This window comes from Candidatus Cloacimonadota bacterium, assembly GCA_034722995.1.
Lineage (GTDB): Bacteria > Cloacimonadota > Cloacimonadia > JGIOTU-2 > JGIOTU-2 > JAGMCF01.
This window is the reverse complement of sequence record JAYEOL010000023.1, coordinates 1-21,392: the sequence shown is the minus strand read 5'-3', so window position 1 is coordinate 21,392 and position 21,392 is coordinate 1. Positions and strand designations below refer to the sequence as shown.

Below are 21,392 nucleotides of genomic sequence, written 5' to 3'. Positions count from 1 at the left end.
TTAAACAGGAAATTAAAAAATCTTGATGGTTTTAAATCAGAAAAAAATCTTGCCACCTTTATGAAGATCTGGTTTGTTAATTACCATGAAAAATTTAAAAATTAGACACAGTTATTTGAACGCTATCTTTTTATTAAAATTCAAAATATTGTCAAGTTTTATATGAAATATTCCTTTTAAATTATTTTTATATAAAATAGAATACAAAGTCAATTCATCTTATCATACTTCTTTTTAAACTGCTTTATGCTTTTATAAATTGACTTTGCAGCTCTATTCTGGAAATTTCTGTATTGTAATTTTTGTTCTTCCCATTTATTAGAAAGAAATGCCACCTCTACCAATATTGCAGGCATAAAAGCTCCCCTGAGCACATAGAAGTTTGCCTGTTTTACTCCCTTATCTTTAGTTTGTAATTCTTTCAGTAAACACTTCTGACACATTTCAGCCAATTCACTGCTTTCAATAAGATATTCATTCTGCCGCATATCATAGAGTATAAAATCCAAATCAGTATACCGTTTGATACTTTCTGGGTCTTCAAATCTGATAACATCATTTTCCAGAGCCTCAACTGCTCGTGCTTCATCAGTTTGTGCTGTTGAAAGATAATAAACCTCAGTTCCATTAGCCTTTTTATTATAGGAGGCATTACAATGAATGCTTATGAATAAGTCCGCCTGATGGTTATTTGCGAACTCTGTTCTGTCACCAAGGGAAACAAATCTATCATCTTCACGAGTAAGTAATACTGTTACATCAAGATTCTTTTCAAGAAGTTCTTTTGTTTTCTTTGCAATGCTTAAAACTATATCTTTTTCTTCTAATAATAAATACCTCCCAACTGCACCTGGATCTTTGCCACCATGTCCTGGGTCTATCACTATTCGTTTGATTAGATATTGTTCCATAGTAGTAAGATTAACAATTATTCTATTATTATTGAGTACAACACGGTCAGGAAAGAACTTATTAGCACATAGATTTAAAAAATATTTCGGGATACAAAAATTACCCTCCTGTATCTTTATATTATTATATAGATTATAGTTTTTTTTGCCAAATTTTACCCATTTATTATCAAAAAAGAATCTACACTTTTTATTAAAGATTGTAAAATCTATTATTTGTAAGTTTGGATTAATATCTAACCTGGCTTCCAATACTCGTGTTAAATCATAAATATCAATATAACTTCTGTTTTGCAGCTGGTATATTTGAAGATGGTCTTTTCTGGATGAGTTAACATAAGATACTGTATATTCGCTTGCAAAAAGTGGAATTGCTAAGAACAATAAAATAACTATAAAAGATAATTTTTTCATATTAAATCTTTTTTTGATTATATAATTTTTTGTCAATCTATTTACAATATCTATTTCATTCCCAAGCTCCAGCTTGGGAATGAAATAGTTATAGAACTTTTTATTAATTTATTATTGACACCTAAGTTATAAATTTTGAAATTTGAATTTATTATGAAAGAAAAATTATATATCATTGACGGCACAGCGGTTATTTATCGTTCATTTTATGCTTTTAAGTATAGACCCCTGATAAACTCAAGGGGAGAGAACACCAGTGCTATTTTTGGGTTTTTACGGACGCTCATTTCTATCATTGAGAAATTTAAGCCAAAATACTTTGTGATTACTTTTGATGAAAGAGAACCTACATTTCGCCACAAAATGTATCCAGAGTATAAAGCCACAAGAGACAAAATGCCTGAAGAACTTATTGACCAATTAGAACCTATTCAGAACCTAGTTAAGTCGGCTGATGTCCCTCACCTCTCGTTACCTGGCTATGAAGCCGACGATATTATTGGAACTCTCACGCAAAAATTCTCTGACAACTGCGATGTCGTAATCGTGTCTGGCGACAAGGATTTTTATCAACTTGTAAATGATAAAGTCACTTTGTTTGATTTATCCAAAGATAAGCATATTGGTAAAGAGGAAGTAAAAGAAAAGTTTGGCACCATTCCAGACAAGGTTATTGATATTCTGGCATTAACTGGCGATTCTGCTGACAATGTTCCTGGTATCCCAAAAGTTGGCATCAAAACCGCTATAAAACTGGTGCAGGAGTTTGGCAGTTTGGAAAATATTCTGGCTAATAGCCAAGAAATAACTCCAGAACAAATAAAAGAAAATGTGAAAAAATTTAGCCAACAAGGAATTCTATCAAAGGAATTGGTTACAATTGACCGCAATGCACCAATAGATATTTCGCTGGAAGATCTGACTCTCCAAAATATTTTCACAGAAGATTTAAGAAAGTTCTGTGAGGAGTATGAACTGAACACATTTCTAAAATATTTTGGAAGCAAAAAAAAGACCTCCCCTACCGAAAAAATTGAGTATTGCACTGTTAATAGTAAGTTGGAGTTTGATAAACTTCTCTCCAAACTGCAAAAGCAAGAAAAAATTTCTGTTGACCTTGAAACAAACTCTTGCAGTCCTATTAATGGGAAAATAGTTGGCATTTCAATCTGTTTTGAACCAGATAAGGCATATTACATTCCAATAAGACATTATATTGGAAAGCAGCTAAATACCCAATATGTCTTGAACTCTTTACGACCAATCTTAGCGAATGAACACAAATACTTCATAGGTCACAATATAAAGTTTGATTATATGGTTTTTCAGAATGAAGGAATAGAAATTGCGAATCTTTATTTTGATACGATGATAGCTTCTTATCTCCTTTCTCCAGAGGAACATCGCCACAATCTTGATGCAGTTAGTTTACGATATCTGCATCATAAGATGATTCCTATTGAAGAACTTATTGGAAAAGGTAAGAAACAGAGGAATTTTGCCGAAACCACTATTAAAGAAGCAACCGAATATTCTGGTGAAGATGCTAATGTTACTTTTAGATTGTGGTCCCGATTTATCGGGAAAAAAAAGTTAGCCAAGTTTGATATGCAGGAACTGTTTTTCAAGATTGAAATGCCCCTTATTAAGACTCTCGCAAATATGGAAAAGAATGGAATCTCGGTTGACCAAATATTCTTCGGAAAACTATCAAAGGAGTTGGAACTCAAACTGGCAATTCTGCAGAAAGATATTTATCAAATTGCTGGTGAAATTTTTAATATAGATTCTCCATTACAATTATCAAAAATATTATTTGAGAAAATGCAACTACCTATTATCAAAAGAACCAAATCTGGTTATTCAACTGATATAGAGGTTCTAACGAAACTGAGCAAAGATTATGAAATAGCAGAAGAACTTATACAATATCGTCAGTTAAAAAAGCTGAAATCAACTTATGTAGATGCCTTTCCAAAACTGATAAACTCAAGAACAAGTCGTATACATTCTTCATTTAATCAAACCGTAACAGCGACAGGACGGCTTTCAAGTTCGGAGCCAAATCTGCAAAATATTCCCATCCGCACAGAGATTGGTAGAGAGATGCGAAAAGGATTTGTGCCACAGAATTCAGAATTCTCCATTCTTTCTGCTGATTATTCTCAAATAGAACTTCGTGTAATGGCGATAATTTCCAAAGATGAAAATCTTATTGCAAATTTTAGAAAAGGTGGAGATGTCCATTCTCAAACAGCTGCATTGGTTTTTGGATTAAAAGAAAACGAAATCAGCCATAGTCAAAGACGGCAAGCAAAAGTTATCAACTTCGGAATTATGTATGGAATGGGTTCATATTCTCTGTCGCAAGATTTAAGAATCTCTCGCAAAGAGGCACAAGATTTTATTGAGAACTACTTTTCACATTATCCAAAAGTAAAGGATTATATCAACAACACAAAAGAGTTTGCTCATAAGAACGGATATGTAAAAACTATCTTTAATCGGCGACGCTATCTACCTGGAATCAATAGTCGCAATCATCAAATCAAAGCCTTTGCAGAAAGAACCGCTATAAATATGCCAATTCAAGGCACTGCGGCTGATATTATCAAAATCGCAATGAACAATATCTATAAAAAGATAAAAGATAAAGACGATGAGATTAAAATGCTTATACAAATTCACGACGAACTGGTTTTTGAAGTTAAAACTTCACTTATTGATAAATACAAAAAATTGATTAAAACTGAAATGGAGTCTGTTTTACCAATTGATTACGAAAACATCGTCCCTTTGACAGTTGATATAGGCTATGGCAAGAATTGGCTGGAAGCACATTAAACTGGTAAATTGGTGAATTAGTAAACTTGTAAATTAGTAAACTGGTTGGTGACTAAAATATTTTAGACTAAATTTATTAGCGTTTATTCGCGTCCATTTGCGGTTAATCTAACAGAAAATTATGAATAAAAATGAAAGAATTAAATTAGAAAAATTTCTTAATTCCTATTTTAAGGAAATCCATAAAATTTATACAAGCGACGACTTCAGAGAAGAAAGCTTCTATCCTGCACTTAAGAAGCTTCTGGAAGAGTGTTCTCAACTTTTCAAAATAAACGAAGAAGCAAATATTCTTGTCCTTCCTAAAAAGACAAAGGTAGGAATACCGGATTTTCGTATTGGTAAGAATGGTGAAATTATTGGCTATATTGAGGCAAAAACGCCAGAAACCAATCTAAAAGAAATTGAAGACTCTGAGCAACTTAAAAGGTATCGGAATTCTCTGCCAAATCTTATGTTAACTAATTTTCTGGAGTTCAGACTTTACAGAGGTGGCAATCTTATCCCCGCTTCACGCGGGGATAAGGTAGAGGTGGGTCGTCAGTTTACCTTACAAAACTTAAAATATCCTCCTATTCCAGAGAAGTTAGATTTATCTTTTGAAATATTGGAAAAGTTCTTCTCCTTTTCCACGCCCAAGATTCAGAAATCATCTGAACTATCTGTGGAACTTGCAAAAAGAACTCGTTTTCTTGAACACATCCTTCAAGAAGAACTCTCAAAGAATAACAAAGAAGTAATAAGATTTTATAAAGCCTTTCAGGAAGAACTTATAGAGAACCTGACAAAAGAAAGATTCGCAGACCTTTATGCACAGACTATTACTTATGGACTATTTGCTGCAAGAATGAGAGTTCAGAATGGATTTAGTAGAGAAACTGCCTGGAAGTTCATTCCAGAAAGTCTGCCTTTACTCAAAGAGATATTTTATTCCATGACAGGACCTCACTTCCCTGAATCCCTGAAATGGATTGTGGATGATATAACTCAATCGCTGGCAAAGGCTGACATTTCTTTAATTCTGAAAGAATTCAAAATAACTCGTTGGGATGAAGACCCGGTTATTCATTTTTATGAAACCTTCCTTGCAACTTATAATCCCCAGGAAAGACAACAGTTGGGTGTCTATTATACACCTCTGCCGGTTGTTTCTTATATTGTGAAGTCTATCCATAAACTTCTGAAAGAGAAATTTGGAAAGTCAGAAGGACTTGCGACAAGAGATGTTACCCTTCTTGACCCAGCTGCTGGAACCCTAACCTTTGTAGTGCAGGCTATTAAGCAGGTGCAAAAGGAGTTAATAGAAAAGAAAAAGCAAGGACTCATTAAACCATACATAGAAGAGCACATTCTACCACATTTTCATGCTTTTGAAATTTTGGTTGCTCCTTATACTGTTGGACATTTCAAAGTATCTATGGTTTTGGAAGAAATGGGATATCAATTTAATAAGGGCAAAAGGTTTCAATATTATCTTACCAATACATTGGAAATGAAACAGCCAAGGGAGATAAGCTTTCTTCTTGACCTTACAAGAGAAGGTCAAGAAGCACAACGAATAAAGGAAAAAGTTCCTATTTTGGTTGTGCTTGGCAATCCACCATATTCAGTAAGTTCAGAAAACAAGTCTGATTTTATTGAAAACTTGTTGGGTGATTATAAAGAAGATGTTAGAACCGAACGAAATATTCAACCTCTTTCTGATGATTATATAAAATTCATTCGTTTTGCACACTGGAAGATAGAACAGGCTGGCAAAGGAATTATTGGATTTATTACGAATAATTCATATCTTTCTGGAGTAATCCATCGTGGGATGCGGAGAAAACTACTAAAAACCTTTGATGAAATTTACATCCTGAATCTTCATGGTTCTTCCAGAATTGGTGAAAAGACTCCTGAAGGCGGTAAAGATGAAAATGTCTTTGATATTCAGCAAGGTGTTGCCATTGCCTTATATGTGAAACTGGAAAAACCGCAGAAAGAGAAGATGATTCGTTATGCTGATATTTGGGGACTGAGAAAAGAAAAATATAAATACCTTTTTGGAAATGATGTGAAATCAACCAAATGGCAAGAATTAAAGCCTTCTGAACCTTACTATTTCTTTGTCCCCAAAGATTTTACTCTGGAAGAGGAATATGAGAAATTCTGGAAAGTAACAGAAATTTTTAAGGAATGGTCAAGTGGTGTAAATACTCATAGAGATCATTTTGTTGTGGGATTCAAAAAAGAAGAGATAATCCAGAGAATTAGAATATTTGCAGGATCATTACCTGATGAATTGGTTAGACAAAGCCTGAACCTTAAAGATTCAGGAACTTGGAAATTATCTGAAGCAAGACAAAACATTAAGAGTTTAAAGCCTGAAGATAGAATCTATCATTATGCTTACCGTCCCTTTGATTATAGATATATTTGTTATGAACCGATACTAGTAGAAAGAGATAGAAGGAATTTAATGATGCATGTCTTAAATAAAGATAATCTGGTACTAACCACAATCAGGAAGATTCCCAAGATAGAAGATTTTAGTACCCTCATTTGTAATTTAATTGGAGACAGACACTTAATATCCGATGGCACTTACTTCTTCCCCCTTTATCTCTACGCCCAAACAAAAGAAAAAAAGGAGAAATCCAAAGGCACTGTTATGATGGTCTTTGAGCCAAAAGCAGAATATAAAACAAAAGAGCCAAATTTCTCTTCCGAATTCAGAAAAGCGTTAGCCACTCTTTATAAAAAAGAACCATCTCCTGAGGAAATTTTCTATTTCATCTATGCCGTTCTTTATTCCCACACTTACCGAAAGAGATATGAAGAATTCCTTAAAATAGATTTTCCAAGAATTCCTTTTCCATCTAATTATGCACTATTTCGTAAATTAAGCAATTATGGCAATGAACTTGTTGAACTTCATTTACTTAAGTCTCCAACTCTTAATGATACAGATATCGGTTTTCCTGAAGGTGATTCTAACACTGTGAAAAAAGTCTTTTTTGATGCGAACAACCAGAGAGTTTTTATAAACAAAGAGCAGTATTTTGAAGGCATAACGAGAGAGGTTTGGGAATACCGAATCGGAGCATATCAAGTTATGCATAAGTATTTAAAGGATAGAAAAAAACGAAGACTTTCTCTTGACGAGATTAACCATTATATGAAAGTGGCAAAGGCTATTTGGTTGACAATTGAGCTACAGAAAAAGATTGATGTTCTATACAAAAAGATTATTGTTAAATAAATTTTTGTGATAATATGAACTTCACAAAAGTGAAAAAAATCTACTTAGTTCCAATTGGAGAGATTGATAAAACATTATTAGAGAAACTTAAAGACCCTTTACAAGAAAGATTTAAATTAAATGTTGAGATTTCCCCTTCTTTACCTATAGACGAAGGAACTTATAATTCATGGAGAAATCAATATTTGGCGACACCAATCCTATACCAGTTAAAAAAGAATATCCAACCTGATGCAAAGAGAACGCTGGGAATTATAGATAAAGACCTTTATACTTATGGACTAAATTTCATATTTGGTCAGGCAGATTTAGGAGGAAAGCTCTGTTTAATTTCTATTACTCGTTTAAGAGAAAGTTATTATGGTAAAAGTGAAGATGAGAAGTTATTTTTCCAAAGAGTATTAAAAGAAGCGGTTCATGAATTAGGCCATACTTTTGGCTTAAGACATTGTGATAATCCAAAATGTGTAATGCATTTTTCTAATTCCTTACCAGAAACTGATATAAAAGGAACTGATTTTTGTCGTAAACATCAATTGGAATTGGAAAAGAATTTAATTTACTGATGATGTAATGTATCTGTTTTATTCACCACAAAGACATAGGCCAATTTCTAAATCCTAATATCAAATGACAAATAAAATGTCAAAGTTCAAATATCCAAAATAAATTTTCTTATGTAATCTATCCTATAGGAGATTTGTCATTTGGTATTTGTCCGCCAGTCCCGATTTATCGCGACTCCGTTTCGGAGCTGGCGGATTATTAGAGATTAGAACTTTGTAATTAGTGATTTATTTTTTATGATATAGAATTAATCTTTTTGTGTAATATGTGCTATCTAAATGAAATATCAAGCATTTTTAGAAAAAGATTTCACTCCTTTTGACCCACTTCTTTTAGCTGAAGAAACAAAAGAGATTGTATGCCAGAATCTCTCTCGTAAATATACGAATTTCTATTGTACAGGCGTTTATGGTGGTATTTCTACTGGATATCTTTGCGGATGCTGTCTCAGGTGCATCTTCTGTTGGGTAAGTCTGTCACGTGATTTCCCATTCAAGTTTGGCAAGTTTTATACCCCACAAGAAGTTGTTAATAAACTAATCCTCAATGCAAGAAAGAAAAGAATAAATAAGTTAAGAATTTCAGGTGGAGAACCAACTATCTGTAAAGAACATCTTCTAGAAGCTTTGAATCTGGTAAATAAAACAAATTACTTCTTTATTTTAGAAACAAATGGTATTCTTTCAGGAAATGATAAGAATTTTGTTTGCGAACTCAAAAAATACAATAATTTATATGTGAGAGTATCGCTTAAAGCAGGAACGGCTGAAGGATTTGAAAAAAGGACAGGAGCTCAGGGGAAATTTTATGAACTCCCCTATCATGCTCTGGAATATCTAAAAGAAGCTGGGATATACTTTCGTGCTGCTGCTATGAGTGACACCAAGCTTATGCCAAAAAAGGAAAGAAACCGGATGATAATGAAACTACATAAAATAGGCTACTATGACTATCTTGAGGAAGAAGTTTGTAACCCATATAATACATCAGTTCTTAGATTAAAAAAGGCAGGATGGAAAATCTTTTAGGTAATTGTAACCACAAAGGCTCAAAGACACAAAGAATGAACTATAGGTTTTAAAGTGAGAAGTTATAAATTAAATTTGTGTTTTTTCGTGTTTACCCCGTTAGATAAATTTTTATTATATCATCAATATATATGATACAACATATATCTAACGGGATGAATTCGTGGTTAAAATCTTATTTGGATGAATATAAAAAAACTACATAATTGGCAGGTCTCATCTCAAGATGCGATAAATATTCAAAATGAGCTTAAAAATAAGGTTATTCTTGAATGTCCTTATCAATCTTTAGAAGAGATAAAAACTGTTGCTGGTTGTGATGTAAATTATGAGAAAAAGAATGCAATCGTGCAAGCAGCAGTTGTTTTAATTATTCTCAAAGATTGGTCAATTATTGAAAAGGTTATAATTAAAAAACCGTTAAATCAAGCCTTCCCATATATCCCTGGTCTATTATCATTTCGGGAAGCCCCATTTTTGCTTTTAGCTCTTCAAAAGATAAAGGGAAATCCTGATATAATTCTTTTTGATGGCCAGGGGATAGCGCACCCACGCAGATTAGGTTTGGCAACACATATTGGTATATTGATAGATAAGCCAACAATCGGCTGTGCAAAATCTTTGCTTTGTGGTAAGTATGAGGAACCGAAAAATAAAAAAGGAGCATATTCTTTTATAAAGGATGAACAAAAAAAGGTAATTGGGGCTGTCTTACGAACCAGAAAAGATGTAAAACCAGTTTTTGTTTCACAAGGATATAAGATCAGCTTGGATTTGTCATTGAGAGTAGTATTAGCCTGCTCGCCCAAATATAGAATTCCGGAACCATTAAGATTAGCACATTATTATTCTAAGCATTGAATTCCCTCTTCTCTTCGGAAAATATTGACCTGATTACTAAATGAAATAGTATCTTGTAAAAATAATTCTATAAATTTGGTAAGTAAGTTATGAATATAAAATTAAAATACGGCAAAGGTTGTAAAGAGCTCAAAATATCTTCAGAAAATATTATTGATGTATTAGAGATGAAAGAAATACCAACATGCAAAAATCCATATCAATTAATTAAACAAAAACTAAACTCCGCTATTGGCACAGAATCTTTATCAAAGCTTTTAGAAAAGAAAATGCCAAAAAATATTGTTGTTATTATTAGCGATATTACACGACCAGGACCATTTGAGCAATTACTTAAACCATTGGTTGATGAAATTTTAGCAACCGGTATAGATAGGAGTAAGATACGATTTGTTATTGCCAATGGTACACATAGAAAAATGACTGATGCTGAGATGCGGTTTCAGTATGGTAATTGGATAGTTGATAATTTTAGTACCCAAAATCATGACTGTCGGGCATCCAATTTGGTTTCTTACGGTAAGATGGAATCAGGTAATGAGTTAAAAATTAATAAAACAGTCGCAAATGCGGATTTTCTTATAACTACTGGAATTCTCAATACTCATTATTTTGCTGGTTTTGGAGGCGGTAGAAAGTCTATCCTTCCAGGAGTCTGTGGATATGAAACCATACGGAGAAACCATTCAAATATTATTTATGATTATGCAAGATTGGGGAATTTGGAAGGTAATCTCATCCATCTTGAAATGTGCGAAGCAGCTGAAAAAGTGGGTGTAGATTTTTGCGTAAATATGCTTATAAATGCTAAGAAGCAATTAGTGAATTGCTTTGCTGGTGATATAGATAAAGTTTTTCATACAGGAGCTGAAGCAATAAGAAATCTGTATTCTGTAAAATTCAGCCAATATGCCGATGTTGTTATTACATCAGCTGGGGGCTATCCTAAAGATATTAATTTCTATCAATCGCAAAAGGCATTAAATAATATCATTGATTTAGTTAAAGACGGAGCCACAATAGTGATGTTTGCTGAATGTAAGGATGGTGTCGGTCAGGATGAAATGGAAAGAGTTTTAGCTTCCGCCAAAAATCTTGATGAGCTTTTTTCAATAAAGCAGAAAGATATTCAAATTGGGGGGCATCGTGCTTTTGCAACAGGAAAATTGCTGAAAAAAGCTGATATTTTGGTTATTAGCAGTATGAAACCAGAAAAAGTAAGAAGGATTCACTTTATACCTATGAAATCATTTGATGATTGTATAGATTTTATAATAAAAAAACATGGTAAGGATTTTAGCTCATACATCGTTCCTAATGGCTCTATGTTCTTCCCAATAGCTGAGATAACATAGATATAACATATTTTTGATGATATAGGGGTAATACTGGATTTTATATATGTTAGAAGTAGCAGCAAAAAGATGTAAGAATTACAACAGAGAAAAAATAAAACAAATCATATATGAAATATTTTCTTCTCAAAAATTTTTAAATAGATTAAATAACCTTGATTCAGCTTTGCTGAAGCCTAATCTTCTAGGACCCTATTCTCCAGAAAAAGGAATAACTACCCATCCGGAATTTATTGCAGCAGTAATTGAAATTTTGAAAGACTACAACATAAAAATCTCCCTATTAGATAATCCAGGTGGAACAGTAAAATATGAGAAGGTTTTGCATGATACTGGGATGGAGGATTTATCAAAAAAATACGATATTGAAATCTTGTATTCCGCAATTTCTGGTATAAGAAAGTTTAAGAAATTTACTTCAGAAAAACTCATAGAAAATATAGAATATATTGTAAGCAAACCATTTGTAGAATGTCAGGCTATAATTAATTTGCCAAAATTAAAAACTCATACACTCACACTCTTTACTGGAGCGATAAAAAATTGTTATGGAGTCGTGCCTGGTTTAGCCAAATCAAGTTATCACCGCATTGCACCAAACCCAACAAAATTTGCAAAAATCGTTGTAGATATTTACAAAATAGTTAAAGATAAAATCGCTTTTAATCTTATGGACGGAATTGTTGGTATGGATGGTGATGGACCCTCTTCTGGTGATACAAAGAATTTCGGTGTAATATTGGGCGGTACGGACGCCGTTGCCCTGGATTTTTGTGCATCAAGAATGATGGGCTACAATCCAAAGAAGATACCAACTATTAAGTTTGCGGCAGACCAAACTCAAATTTCTTTGGATGATATAAGATTAATCGGAGATTTTAGTGAAAATTTTACTCTTAAGAATGTAAACATTAAAAAAAGTAAAATAACTAACTTAATTTTGCGTGGCCTCTCTACATCTTTTAAGAATGTATTTCAAAAGATATTTTGGGCTTATCCTACCTTTGATCCGGAAAAATGCACAAAATGTGGAATATGTGTAAAATCTTGTCCCACATCAGCACTTAAAATTTCATCTGTCTCCCCGATTTCATCGGGAAGCCCAGACGGAAAAGACTCCACTATTCCTCAGCTGAGTAGAGAAAAATGTATTCTATGTTTATGCTGTATTGAAATGTGCCCTGAGAATGCGGCATATCTTGAAAAGAGCTTTATAGCTAAATATTTAATAAAATAACTCAAGTTTCGCAGGAGATACTATTAAAAGTCAACCATGATTTATTCTGTTAGTTCCGTTTATGCAAAGCTTGATAAATAATTCCAAATATCTAATTTCTAATTTCAAATAAAATTTTAAATGACAAATTACAAATAAGAAGAATCAAAATTTTGACCGCTTCTTGGTGAAGCCATCCCCGCGGACGCGGGGACAGGTTAGAGTGGTATCAAAAGCAGTTCCACAATTATCCAAAGGATCTCCGCCAAATGCGGATATACCTCTGGCATGATGCCTATGTCATGAAAAGGTGAAACAAAAATTTATTGGAAAAAACTAATAAACCCAACTTAATTTTCTTATCTCTCCATAAATAAATCAACGTGAAATAATGATTTTGACATTTAAACTTTGGCATTTATTTGATATTAGTCCCGACTTGTCGGGATGAAATTAAATTAACCTTACTTAAATTTTGCAGAAGGTATTATAAAAACTTAACCGTTATTTATTAGTAAGTTTCATCTCTGCGAAACTTAAGTAAAATAACTCTTTATTGATTGTAAAAATTTAACTCTTATTTATTATTTAATTTTAAAAAAGTTTTATTTACAGCATAAAAATTTGACAATTTATTAATAAAAAAAATTTCTTGCACTCAGAGGAAAAATGAGAAAAATCTTTAGTTTTTTGAAATTTTTATTATTTCCAGGCAAGTCTATAAACCAGTTAATAAAATACTGGTTTGTTATAGGCATCCTTTATGCATAATATTTGTGGCATTTATGTTTAAACATAAATGCCTTTTTTTTAGTTGGTAAAACTTATCAGTTAATTCTTAATATTTTATTGTCTGAATTAGATAAGGAGCAATAATGCTAAAAGAGATTGAGATTCTCTGTCAGTTACAGGTATTAGATAATAAAATCAGAGCGGCAAAAAAGGGAAAAGAAAGATTACCAAAAGAGATTGAAAAACTTGAAAACAAGTTTAATCTGGAACAAGAATCAGAGAAGAATATAAAGCAGAGGCTTGAACAGAACTTACAACGACAGAAGAAATTAGAACTTGATATTGCTGCTAATAATCAAGAGATAAATAAGTATGAGAATCAGCTGTTGATTGTAAAAACCAATAAAGAATATAAGGCATTGAATTCTGAAATTACACATCGTAAGGAAGGAAATAGTGAGATTGAAGAGCAATTAATAGAATTGTTAGAAACAGAATCTGCATTGGAAGAAGAAAAGAAGCACATTCTTGAGTTATTGGCAAAAGATAAGAAAGCTTTAGAGAAAGAGAAAAAAAAGATAAATATTGAGATTGATGAATTAATCAAGGAGATAGCTCAACGAGAAAAAGAAAGAATAGAATTATCAAGGAAAATACCTGATGTTTTATTTAGAAGGTATCAGCGTTTAATAGAGCATAAAGATGGAAAAGCGATAGCAACAATAGAAAATGGAGTATGTTCTGGTTGTCATTTTCGTGTTAGACCCCAAATTATTGTTGAAGTTGCAAAGGGTGATTCAATAATTACTTGTGAAAATTGTTCCCGAATTTTAGTCTTACCTAAGAAATCTGCTAAAGAGAATTAGACAATCGCTTCCCGATTATTATCGGGAGGAGGAAAGTCCGAACACCAGGAGCAAAATACTTCGTAACTCGAAGTTCCCGTAAGGGAAAGATAGTGCCACAGAAAACAAACCGTCCCGATTTATCGGGATAAGGGTGAAAAGGTGGTGTAAGAGACCACCAGTTTCTCGAGCGATCGGGAAAGCTTGGTAAACCTTATTGGTGCAAGGTCAAATAGGAGAGAACTCTCCCGAGCTATCGGGGGAACGAATCGCTCCGTTCGTCATACTCTCGGGTAGACCGCAAAAATCAGTCACTAGAATTATCTGGATGAATCCTAATATATCGGGATGCGGTGACGCCTGATTCAGATAAATGATTGTCGTCCCGACCTTTTAAGTTGGGAAACAGAACTCGGCTTATTATTTTCTTTAGCAGGCTTTTTCTTAGAGCGAAGAGTGTGGAGCAGGAAGCGAAGCACATATCGGCGTATGATTGGGACTACGCTTTTCGCTCTATGCTATCCGCTCCACTAAAATAATTGGAGATTAGATGAAAAAAAACTGGATTATTACTACTGAGCAAACTAATGTAAATCAAATTCAAAATTTACAAAATTCACTTTCTTGTCCTTATATTATAGCTAAATTACTTTTACAAAAAAATATCAACTCTACTCAGGGTGCTGAGGAATTTTTCCACCCAGATTTTAACAACTTGCATGACCCATATATATTCAATGATATGGAAAAGGCTGTTAGACGAATAATGCAAGCCATTGAAAATCAGGAAAAAATTGTGATTTACGGTGACTATGATGTGGATGGCACAACAGCGACATCCTTACTGCTAATTGGATTAAGAGAGTTAGGAGCAGTAGTTGATTTTTATATTCCTAACAGAATGATTGAAGGCTATGGTTTATCAATGTTAGGTAATAAGGCTATACTTAGTAAAAATGCTAATGTTGTAATTACGGTTGACTGCGGGATAAATGCTGTTGATGAAATAAGTTATCTTAAGAAAGAAGGTGTTGATGTAATTGTTACCGACCATCATACACCCAAGAAGATTTTGCCAGATGCCTTTGCCATTATTGACCCAAAACTTAAGGACTCAAAATATCCTTATCAAGAGTTAGCTGGAGTTGGCATTGCTTTAAAATTAATTATCGCTATTTATCGTAAATATAATCGTGATAATATAGAAAATGTTTCAACTTTTTTTGACTTGGCTGGACTGGGAACAATTGCAGACATAGTTCCACTCACTGGAGAAAATAGAATTATTGCGAGTCTGGGTATAGAAAGGTTAGAAGAAAGAAAGAATTTAGGATTAAATTATTTATTAAATCTTGCTGGATTGAAAACGTGCAAATTAAAATCAAGTGATGTTGTTTTTAGATTAGCTCCAAGAATAAATGCTGCAGGACGTTTGGGAAGTGCAGATAGAGCTGTGGATTTGATGACTACATCAATTTTAGAAGATGCAAAAAACTTAGCATTAGTAATACATAATGAGAATCAAAAACGACAGCAAATTGACCAAACAACCTTTCGTGAAGCATGTGATATGATTGAGTCAAAATATCAAGATTTAGATAAAACATTTTTTTTCGTTCTCGCAACTGACCATTGGCATCCAGGCGTTATTGGTATTGTTGCTTCTAAAATTGTTGAAAAATACAACAGACCTACAATACTAATTACTTTTGCAGAAGGTGAAGGTAGTGGCTCAGGTAGGAGTATCCATAATTTCAATATATTTGAATGTCTATCCCATTTTGAGGAATATTTGGTAAGCTTTGGTGGACATAAATATGCTGCTGGTCTATCAATTTTGCCGGAATATATTGATATATTTGAAAAAAAGGTTAATGAATATGCAAGAGATAGACTCACAATAGAGGATATCCGTCCTCAAATCTATATCTCGAATGAATTAACACTGAATGAAATTGACGAAGACTTATTAGAATGGTTAAAACGATTTGCACCATTTGGTCCCGGTAACATGAATCCTATCTTTCTCAGTAGAAAAGCAATGATTGTGGGTTATCCATATACTGTAGGAACGAATCATCTAAAACTCAAAACAATCCAGAATGATAAAACATTAGATTTGATAGGATTCAATATGGGAGAGCTGTCTCCTTTTCTGAAGAAAGGTTCTTATGTTGATATTGCTTATTCATTGGAAGAAAATGTATGGAAAAATGTGACTAAAATCCAGGGCAAACTAAAAGATATTCGTCCTTATGCATCCGAATAAAAAAACAAATAAATTCTCTTCCGCATATCTACTCTATAAATACCAAACTATCTTTATAATTTTAATCATTTGCATTTCTTGTTCACAAATATCTATATCAGAAAATTCTCATATACCAAAGTCCATTTCATTCCAAAAATCAATAAAGTTACCTTTTATCCCTGATAAGATTTGTTACTGCTCGTTCTCAAATACATTTTTGTTATTGAATGGAAGTGAGAATATTATCTATCGGATTGATTACAATGGGAAGGTATTGCAAAAAATTGGAGAGTTCGGTTTTGAAAGAGGTCAATTTGTAAGTATCTCGGATATTACTACAGATAGCTTTGGGAATCTTTTCGTTGTAGATAAAGTAATAAATAAGGTTGTTGAATACGATGAAATGGGACAATTCATAAACAGTATCTCCTTTTCTGAACTTGCAGAACCTATATTAGTAGAGTTTAAAGACAGCGGAGATTTAATCCTCTATGACTCTCCAACAAATGAAATATATTGTTTTGATAACAGAAGAAAACTAAGGTATAATTTTGGTCAATTTATACTAAATCTCCCTGTATGTCTTGTAAGCTCAAATAATGTAAATTATGTATTGGATAAAGGTAATAACAATATTGTTGTGTTTGATAACTTCGGTGGGATTATCACAACAATTGAATCAAAAAATGAAATAATCAATATAAGCACTAATAAAAATATATTGTATTATATTGATTCTTTTAGCAATATTTTTTGCTATAAAAATCAAGGCAAAATTAGATATAAATTAGCGTCATTAAATAACTTTGCGCCTATTATTAACCCGAACTTAATTATTGCATATAAAAAAGTAATTGGAATTATTGACAAAAATAATCTTTATATATTCCAATTGACGATTAAATAGCATATTGTAATAATTATATCAAGCAAAACTTTAAAGAGCTTAAAGATATTTATTGTGTTTTATCTTTTCTAATAATGAGTCCACTCTAAAAAGTTATATTCAGGTATTATGAAACCGTTAAAACGGTTGAGATTGGTGTGGTGTTTTAACCCCCAACTTAAGTTGGGGGTTACTTGGAAGATAGAAACTCTAAACCGTTTCAACGGTTTCCTCCCGACATGTAGGGACAAAAATTTTAAAATATTTCATTCTTTAGACTTTTTATAGTGAACTCAATAATATTTTAAAAAGTGAAAGATAGGAAATTAGTTACTCACAGAAAGAACTACTTCTGGCTATCAATTATTTCAGGTGTACTTTTTGGATTATCCTTAATTGATATTGGACTTGGTTTTTTATCATTCTTTGCATTCATCCCCTACTTAGCATTTGTGATTAAATCAAGTTCTAAACAATGCTTTTTATACGGTCTAATATTTGGATTTGTTTTAAGTTGTATCACTCTTTATTCAATTATATTAGTTGAAGTTATTGCATTTATTGGACTTTTGATAGCAATGCCGTTGTATTTCGGAATTCTTACCCTTTTTATTAAAAAGATTCAATTACAATTCACAAAATCCTTCCTCTATTTTTCCCCAATAGTATGGATAGGTTTTGAATACTTTATGACATTAGGACCTTTAAATTTCCCATGGCACAATATTGGATACTCTCTTGCTAATTATTATTACTTGATTCAATTCGCAGATATATTTGGAGTTTACGGGCTTTCTCTACTCATTCTAATAATAAACATACTGATTTACATACTTTTTTCTGGTAAATTTAAAGCACTATTTTTTATCATAATTATATTTATATTATGGTTTGGTTATGGAATTTATAAAGATAGAACAATTAAACTTCAAAAAGAAGACCTAAAAGTTGGCATCATCCAATTGAGCATTTTACAAAAGGATAAATGGAACCCAGCGATTTTAGATTCCACTATAGAAGAATACGGGAAACAGATTTCTGTACTTACCAAAAATGACAGTGTTGATTTAATTATACTTCCTGAATCTGCAATCACAATTTATCTCTTGCATGAAAGAGAATACAAAAAAAGAATATCAGATATGGCAGAAGATAGTGATGTAAATATTGTTGTTGGGTTTCCAGATTATGAAATAAAATGGGTAGAAAAAAAGCCGAAACATTACTTTTTCAATAGTGCAACTATGGTTGGCAAAGATGGAAATTTTCTACCAAAATATGATAAAATAAGACTTGTGCCTTTTGGTGAGAGAATTCCTTTCTTAAGCAAATTTCCAATTTTAGAAAAACTGCAATTCGGACAGGCAAATTTTGAATATGGTAAAAACCCAAGACTTTATACTATTGATAATTTTCACTTTCCCATACTTATCTGTTTTGAAGGCGTTTTTCCAGAATTATCCCGACAATATATTGAAAAAGGTGCTGACTTCATAGTGGTCATCACAAATGATGGATGGTTCCAGAAAACTGCATTCCCCAAAGAACATGCAAATAATACAAAAATTCGGGCTATTGAAAACCGTGTTTCTTTGTTTAGAGCTGCAAATACTGGCATTTCTTATATAATTAATCCTAAAGGAAAAGTAATTAAAAAGACGAAAATTTATGAGAAGAATAATATTTCTGATTTTTTGTTTACTTTAAAAAATAATGTATCAATTTTTGTAAAGGTTGGATATATACTGCCAATAATTTGTTTCTGGCTTTCAATTTTATTAATTATTTATGCAATATTTTCTAAATTATTATTGGTGAGGAAAAAATGATTAGAGAGATAAAATCAAAAACAAAGTATTATTACACAATGGGTGAGGTATGCAATATAACAGGTCTTAGACCTCATGTCCTGCGATTTTGGGAAACACAATTCCCACAGTTACATCCTCGTAGAAAAGAACACTCCAACAGACGATATACCTCAAAAGATATTGAAACAATAAAGAAGATAAAATATCTCCTTTATGTAAAAGGTTTTAAAATTGAAGGTGCAAAAAAGAGATTGAAAGGTTTTACTGACTTTGCTGAAATAGAAAAGCAAGAACCTCATCAACTTGATGAGGAACGGAAAAAAATTCTAAAAGATGTTCAAAAACAACTTAGAGAAATCAAAAAACTTACTGAAAAGTTAAAGGGAAAATAAAAAATAAGCCAAAGAAAATAAAGGTATTAAAAATGATTACCTTCGAGTCGTAAGGAGTAAAACGACGACTCGAGACAAATAACGAAAATAAAAATTATTATGAGACTAAAAATTGAACTTTTATACGAAGGTAAACTCCCTTTTGATTTGCCTTTGAATTACAATCATAAACTAACAGCAAATATCTATCGTTTGTTTTCTAAATCTTCAAAAAAGTACAGCGAATTTCTTCACGATAAAGGCTTTATCATAAATGGCAAGCATCTGAAACTTTTTACCTTCTCTCGTTTGTTCCCCAGAAAATATGAAATAAAAAATCACGATATTAGAATTCTCTCACCAGAAATTGATTGGTATTTTGCAACCATTATAGACAGAAACATTGAACACATTGTTAAAGGAATTTTTTCAGATGAGCGCATTATTTTAAATTCTAAGGATATAGATATTGAATTAATATTTAGTCAGATTATAGCAGAACCAGAAATTGAGTTTGGAGAAGAAGTTTACCCTGTTAGATGTTTACTATCTAAGGGGGTGAAATTCAAATGTCTCTCCCCTATCAATGTGAATTCTAATAAAAGAAAAGAAGACCTGGATTATTTTACTGATACAGACCTGTTCCGTGAGGAGTTATACAATAATCTAAAAACTAAATACAAGTTGATTTATGATAAGCCGATACAAACTGACATACCCTTTAATTTTGAGTTCTTGCCAGAATATCTATTTAAAAAACAAAATAAAATTGCTGATTCTATCCAATATAAAACCAGCGATGGTAAGATAATCTATATCAAAGGCTTTTTTGCACCATTCAAAATAATATGCGACCCAAAATTGATTGAGATTGGCTATCAGTGTGGATTTGGTATGCGGAATAGTGCGGGATTTGGGATGGTGGAGAAGATTGGGTAAACTGGTTGAAATGGTTGAATTAGTTGAATCGGTTGAATCAGTTAAAGTGGTTGAAATAGTTGAAATGGTTCACCCCGTTAGATATTTATGTTTTTATATAGATATTATCCGCTTCATCCTTCGTAGTTCATCCTTCGTAGTACTACGGAGAATGGATACTACGGAGAACGGGCAATTGGTGGGTATTAAAAAAGAGATATAAATTTTTTTAAATAAATTATCTAACGGGGTAAATCAGCAAAAATCTCCTCTTGCCTGTCCGTCCTCTGGCGGGAGAGGAGTGCCCTTTAGGGCGAGGTGTGTTGAAACATTTAACTGGAATTTTGGAGTAAGCACCTGTCCACTTCTGGCGTAATCCCGTCACCTTCTGGAAAGAAAGGTATAGGAAAAAGTTGACTGGTATTTATTTTTTTAGTTTAAGTAAAATCATAAAATATGATAAATAATCTAAAAGGAGATTGTTATGACACAACACAAAGACATTCAAGACCCGAAAAATTATTCGGAAATGCATTATAAGTACTTTGAAGCAAAACTATTCTCAAAAAAAACTAACAAAGAAGAATTAGAAGACATCTGCATGACATTGGCACATTTACCAACCAAAGAAGCACAGGATTTACTGGATAAATTCAAAAAGAGTGAAAGAGCAAACGAAGTAGAATGGCTGGAATGCGCGATTGATGAAGGAAAACATTGGTATCTTTCGCCGACAAATGAAAAAGAAGAAAGAGATTTTCTCGCTCTCAAAATGCTTCAAATGAAAGATGATGAGATTGTGGAATTGATGGGCAAAAGAGACGAACACGATTTTCAAATCCGAACAATGTCTATTGAATTAAAAGCATTTGAAAAACTCGCCAAAGAAAAAGGCAATCAGAATGAGGACGATGAGCTCAAATACCGAATTATTGCTTTACAAGATTTGATAAAAATGGAAATTGCGAGTTTGGAAGAGGTTGATAAAGAGATTGAACTCCAGGAAAAGATTCAAGAGAAGATAAAACAGTCAATAACAACCGAACGCTATAAGGATGTTGACCCGATGTATATGAATGAAGTGCATTTTGATGGGGAGGTGTGGTAGATTGGTTGAACTAGTTGAATTAGTTGAACT

16 protein-coding genes and 1 other RNA gene are annotated in these 21,392 nt (G+C 32.5%); 16 read left to right on the top strand and 1 reads right to left on the bottom strand.

From position 1 onward, the window contains the following. Positions 1–209: 209 nt before the first annotated feature. On the bottom strand, positions 210–1,325 hold the full coding sequence (locus tag U9R23_03155; protein ID MEA3475431.1) for an N-acetylmuramoyl-L-alanine amidase: 1,116 nt from the start codon (positions 1,323–1,325) through the stop codon (positions 210–212). Between the two features lie 153 nt (positions 1,326–1,478). On the opposite strand from U9R23_03155, the gene polA reads away from it, so the two are divergent. The 16 genes from polA (at position 1,479) to U9R23_03075 (ending at position 21,362) form a co-directional block, all read left to right on the top strand. Next, positions 1,479–4,169 carry a DNA polymerase I gene (gene polA, locus U9R23_03150; GenBank protein MEA3475430.1) on the top strand — a complete coding sequence of 897 codons (2,691 nt, stop codon included), beginning with the start codon at positions 1,479–1,481 and terminating at the stop codon, positions 4,167–4,169. Between the two features lie 121 nt (positions 4,170–4,290). Continuing rightward, positions 4,291–7,413 carry a type ISP restriction/modification enzyme gene (locus U9R23_03145; protein ID MEA3475429.1) on the top strand — a complete coding sequence of 1,041 codons (3,123 nt, stop codon included), beginning with the start codon at positions 4,291–4,293 and terminating at the stop codon, positions 7,411–7,413. A 29-nt stretch (positions 7,414–7,442) separates the two neighbouring features. Then, entirely contained in the window at positions 7,443–7,979 is a 537-nt protein-coding gene (locus U9R23_03140) for an archaemetzincin family Zn-dependent metalloprotease (GenBank protein MEA3475428.1), read from the top strand. Positions 7,980–8,258: 279 nt separating this feature from the next. Then, positions 8,259–9,008, top strand: a complete 750-nt coding sequence (locus tag U9R23_03135) for a radical SAM protein (GenBank protein MEA3475427.1) — start codon at positions 8,259–8,261, stop codon at positions 9,006–9,008. Positions 9,009–9,191: 183 nt separating this feature from the next. After that, positions 9,192–9,869 carry a deoxyribonuclease V gene (gene nfi, locus U9R23_03130; protein MEA3475426.1) on the top strand — a complete coding sequence of 226 codons (678 nt, stop codon included), beginning with the start codon at positions 9,192–9,194 and terminating at the stop codon, positions 9,867–9,869. A gap of 89 nt (positions 9,870–9,958) precedes the next feature. Then, on the top strand, positions 9,959–11,224 hold the full coding sequence (larA, locus tag U9R23_03125; GenBank protein MEA3475425.1) for a nickel-dependent lactate racemase: 1,266 nt from the start codon (positions 9,959–9,961) through the stop codon (positions 11,222–11,224). A gap of 46 nt (positions 11,225–11,270) precedes the next feature. After that, on the top strand, positions 11,271–12,461 hold the full coding sequence (locus tag U9R23_03120; protein MEA3475424.1) for a DUF362 domain-containing protein: 1,191 nt from the start codon (positions 11,271–11,273) through the stop codon (positions 12,459–12,461). Between the two features lie 854 nt (positions 12,462–13,315). Continuing rightward, positions 13,316–14,038 carry a C4-type zinc ribbon domain-containing protein gene (locus U9R23_03115; GenBank protein MEA3475423.1) on the top strand — a complete coding sequence of 241 codons (723 nt, stop codon included), beginning with the start codon at positions 13,316–13,318 and terminating at the stop codon, positions 14,036–14,038. Beyond that, positions 14,027–14,452: RNase P RNA component class A (gene rnpB, locus U9R23_03110), an RNA gene on the top strand. Before U9R23_03115 ends, rnpB begins: the two co-directional genes overlap by 12 nt. A gap of 115 nt (positions 14,453–14,567) precedes the next feature. Continuing rightward, positions 14,568–16,286 carry a single-stranded-DNA-specific exonuclease RecJ gene (gene recJ / locus U9R23_03105; protein MEA3475422.1) on the top strand — a complete coding sequence of 573 codons (1,719 nt, stop codon included), beginning with the start codon at positions 14,568–14,570 and terminating at the stop codon, positions 16,284–16,286. Further along, entirely contained in the window at positions 16,273–17,175 is a 903-nt protein-coding gene (locus U9R23_03100) for a hypothetical protein (GenBank protein ID MEA3475421.1), read from the top strand. Before recJ ends, U9R23_03100 begins: the two co-directional genes overlap by 14 nt. A gap of 290 nt (positions 17,176–17,465) precedes the next feature. After that, positions 17,466–18,983, top strand: coding sequence for an apolipoprotein N-acyltransferase (lnt, locus tag U9R23_03095; protein MEA3475420.1), 1,518 nt, complete (start codon positions 17,466–17,468; stop codon positions 18,981–18,983). Beyond that, the gene (locus U9R23_03090) at positions 18,980–19,357 is read left to right on the top strand and encodes a MerR family transcriptional regulator (protein ID MEA3475419.1); all 378 of its coding nucleotides are present in this window, start codon (positions 18,980–18,982) and stop codon (positions 19,355–19,357) included. Before lnt ends, U9R23_03090 begins: the two co-directional genes overlap by 4 nt. 99 nt (positions 19,358–19,456) lie before the next feature. Continuing rightward, complete coding sequence (gene cas6 / locus U9R23_03085; GenBank protein ID MEA3475418.1) at positions 19,457–20,275, top strand: CRISPR-associated endoribonuclease Cas6; 819 nt, start codon at positions 19,457–19,459, stop codon at positions 20,273–20,275. Further along, entirely contained in the window at positions 20,268–20,477 is a 210-nt protein-coding gene (locus U9R23_03080; protein MEA3475417.1) for a hypothetical protein, read from the top strand. The genes cas6 and U9R23_03080 overlap by 8 nt, the downstream gene beginning before the upstream one ends. 261 nt (positions 20,478–20,738) lie before the next feature. Continuing rightward, positions 20,739–21,362 carry a hypothetical protein gene (locus U9R23_03075; protein ID MEA3475416.1) on the top strand — a complete coding sequence of 208 codons (624 nt, stop codon included), beginning with the start codon at positions 20,739–20,741 and terminating at the stop codon, positions 21,360–21,362. Positions 21,363–21,392: the final 30 nt, after the last annotated feature.